This is a genomic window from Dysgonomonas sp. Shenzhen-Wh21 (genome assembly GCF_043392705.1).
Taxonomy (GTDB): domain Bacteria; phylum Bacteroidota; class Bacteroidia; order Bacteroidales; family Dysgonomonadaceae; genus Dysgonomonas.
Window position 1 is genome coordinate 1 of the sequence record NZ_JAIXHZ010000138.1, and the last position, 3,209, is coordinate 3,209.

4 protein-coding genes are annotated in these 3,209 nt (G+C 30.8%); all 4 read left to right on the plus strand.

The window, feature by feature from the left end:
• Positions 1 to 260 (plus strand): UDP-N-acetylglucosamine 2-epimerase (locus tag LDB17_RS09425; RefSeq protein WP_393925010.1); only part of this gene is annotated, 260 nt, incomplete at its 5' end.
• Between the two features lie 151 nt (positions 261 to 411).
• On the plus strand, positions 412 to 1,536 hold the full coding sequence (locus tag LDB17_RS09430) for a glycosyltransferase family 4 protein (protein ID WP_252638731.1): 1,125 nt from the start codon (positions 412 to 414) through the stop codon (positions 1,534 to 1,536).
• Positions 1,533 to 2,483, plus strand: coding sequence for an NAD-dependent epimerase/dehydratase family protein (locus LDB17_RS09435; RefSeq protein ID WP_252638733.1), 951 nt, complete (start codon positions 1,533 to 1,535; stop codon positions 2,481 to 2,483). The genes LDB17_RS09430 and LDB17_RS09435 overlap by 4 nt, the downstream gene beginning before the upstream one ends.
• Positions 2,484 to 2,486: 3 nt before the next feature.
• Positions 2,487 to 3,209, plus strand: a 723-nt coding sequence (locus tag LDB17_RS09440; RefSeq protein WP_393925011.1) for a UDP-GlcNAc--UDP-phosphate GlcNAc-1-phosphate transferase, incomplete at its 3' end; no start/stop codon positions are given.

The window sequence follows — 3,209 nt, forward strand, 5'->3', positions numbered from 1 at the left end:
CAATATTAAATTTTAAAGCTCTGAATATTCGGGAAGCTCATGAAAGGCCTGAAGCAATGGAGGAAGCATCGGTAATGATGGTTGGGTTGAATCCGGAGCGTGTATATCAGGGGTTGATTCAGTTGGAGTCCCAGAATGTTGGAGAAATACGCAATTTCCGTCCTGTATCTGATTACAGTATGCCTAACGTTAGTGACAAAGTGGTTCGTATAATTTTGTCGTATACCGATTATATTAAACGTGTCGTTTGGAGTGAATAAATTCTTTTGAGTAACGAAATGAATAATTAAGCTACAATCCAATTAATTATTTCTGATTTATACTGTAAAATAATATCAATAAAGTTGTTTTATTTATTGGATTATAAAGTTTCTAATTGAAGTTTGAACAACTTATTTAATAGCTTAGTTTATGAATAAAGCTCTTTTTATAGTCGTAAACGTTGACTGGTTCTTCTTGTCTCATCGATTACCCATAGCCTTAGCTGCAAAAGAAAAAGGCTATAGAGTAACTATTGTTTCTAAAGATACAGGAAAGAGAGAAGAGATAGAGGCCCTAGGACTAAGGTTTATAAATGTTGATTTTGAGCGCTCCGGAGCAAATCCTTTACATGAATTTAGATGTATAAAGATCTTATATAAAATATACAAGTCAGAAAAGCCTGATATTATTCATCACGTTACTCTTAAAGCTAGTTTGTTGGGATGTTTGGCTGCAAAGTTATCTGGAATAAAAAGAATAGTAAATGCAATAAGTGGGTTCGGTTATAATTTTACGGATGAGAGAACGGGTATCAAACAGAGAATTATTAGAACGATGATGAATATGGCTTTTAAAAGCAAAAAATTTCATTTTATATTTCAAAATCCCGATGATATAAATCAGTTTATGAAATTTAATTTTGTATCAGAAGACCAGATTCACTTAATAAAAGGCTCTGGTGTTGATTTAAACAAATTTACTTATGAAAAACCCATAGCCAAAGAAAGAGTACAAGTAATTCTTCCGGCAAGAATGTTATATGATAAAGGAATTATCGAATTCATTCAAGCTGCCAAAAAGATTAAGGATAAGGTTGTAGATAAAGCCGAATTTGTGTTAGTTGGAGACTGTGATACTATAAACTTATCGGGTATTAAAGAAGAAGATATTAAAAGAGAAATTGATGTCCCATTTTTGAATTGGATTGGATTTAAAAAAGATATATTTTCAGTTATAAAAAATTCAGACATTGTAGTACTACCGTCTTATAGAGAAGGCCTACCTAAATCGTTAATCGAAGCATGCGCTGTTGGACGACCAATTGTAACAACAGATGTTGAAGGTTGTCGTGAATGTGTTATTGAAGGATATAATGGATACTTAGTTCCGGCGAAAAATATTGAGACTCTATCTGAAAAAATGGAAGATCTCATTAATGACCCTGAAAAGAGAACAAGGATGGGGCTCAATGGGAGAATTTTAGCAGAGAAAAACTTTTCTATAGATTTTGTTATTCGTGAGCATCTCCGGATTTATAAAGATTTAGAATCATGAAAAAAATATTAATAACAGGCGCATATGGATTTATCGGAACCAATCTTGCTTTATATCTAAAAGAAAAGTATGAATTATGGGCTTTAGATGTTGCCGAATTGCAAGAAGGCTTGTATCGTAGATTTTATACATGGAATCAATTGGACGAAATTCCATTTGATGATATTGATACAATAATTCATCTTGCAGGCAAAGCTCATGACACAAAAAATAAAGCAGAAATCCAATCGTATTTTTCTGTGAATACAGGGCTGACACAAAAAATATTTGATGAATTTATAGTATCGGATTCTAAATCATTCATTTTTTTTAGTTCTGTTAAAGCAGCAGCAGATTTTGTTGAGGGTGAAAAGCTTACAGAAAACGTTGTGCCTAAACCAGTAGGCCCATACGGAGAGAGTAAGATAAAAGCGGAGGAATATATTCAATCAAAAGAGTGGGGAGATAAAAGAGTATATATATTTCGTCCCTGTATGATACATGGCCCTGGGAATAAAGGTAATTTAAATTTGTTGTATAATGTTATAAATAGAGGATTTCCTTATCCTCTGGGTAAGTTTGACAATAAACGATCTTTTACTTCAATAGGTAATCTGTGTTATATCATAGATAAAATTATATTCATGTTACCAACAGTCCCATCTGGCATTTATAATATTTCAGATGACAATCCTATATCGACCAATGAATTAATATTACTTATTTGTGAAGCATTAGATAAAAAAGCTAAGATATGGAATATACCTCTAGGACTGATAAAATTCTGTGTGAAAGTCGGAGATGTTTTACATTTACCTCTAAACAGTTTTAGATTAAATAAATTAACGGAAACTTATATTGTAGACAATTCTAAACTAAAAGAATCTTTAGATATAAAACAATTACCGATATCCACATCAGCGGGGATTCTAAAAACAATTAAGTCTTTTAATCTGCATTCAAACTGAACCATGATATATCTTGCTTGTTATATATTATCTACTATATTTATCCTGATTTACTTTAAAGTGGCCGATAAATATAATATTGTAGATAGACCTAATGAAAGAAGTTCTCATAAGGAGCTTACAATGAGAGGTGGTGGAATTATAGTATGGTTTGTAGCATTATTCTATTTTCTGCTAAATATAGATTCATCTCTTAATTTTTTTATAGGTATCACTCTTATTGGTTTTGTGAGTTTTATTGATGATATTAGAACTTTACCTAGTAGAGTTAGAGCATTTGTTCAATTATTCTCGGTTGGTGTTATTTTTTATGATTTAAATATTTTTTCTATTTATCCTTGGTGGGTTATTTTAATTGCATTCATTATTTCTATAGGCATTATAAATGCATATAATTTTATGGATGGGATAAATGGAATAACAGGACTATACTCATGTGTTGTTTTTGCTTCATTTTTATATACGAATAATTGTGTAATTACTTTTGTTAACAATGACTTACTTATTTTTCCTATTATAGCATGTTCTATTTTTCTCTTTTTTAATTATAGAAAAAAGGCAAAATGTTTTGCTGGAGATATAGGCAGTATTATTCTTGCTTTTTGGATTGTATATATATTAATTATTCTGATTTGCAGAACGAGTAGTATAGTATGGGTTATGTTTTTATCTGTGTATGGGGTTGACTCTATTTGTACTATCTTACATAGGTTATATCTAAAACAG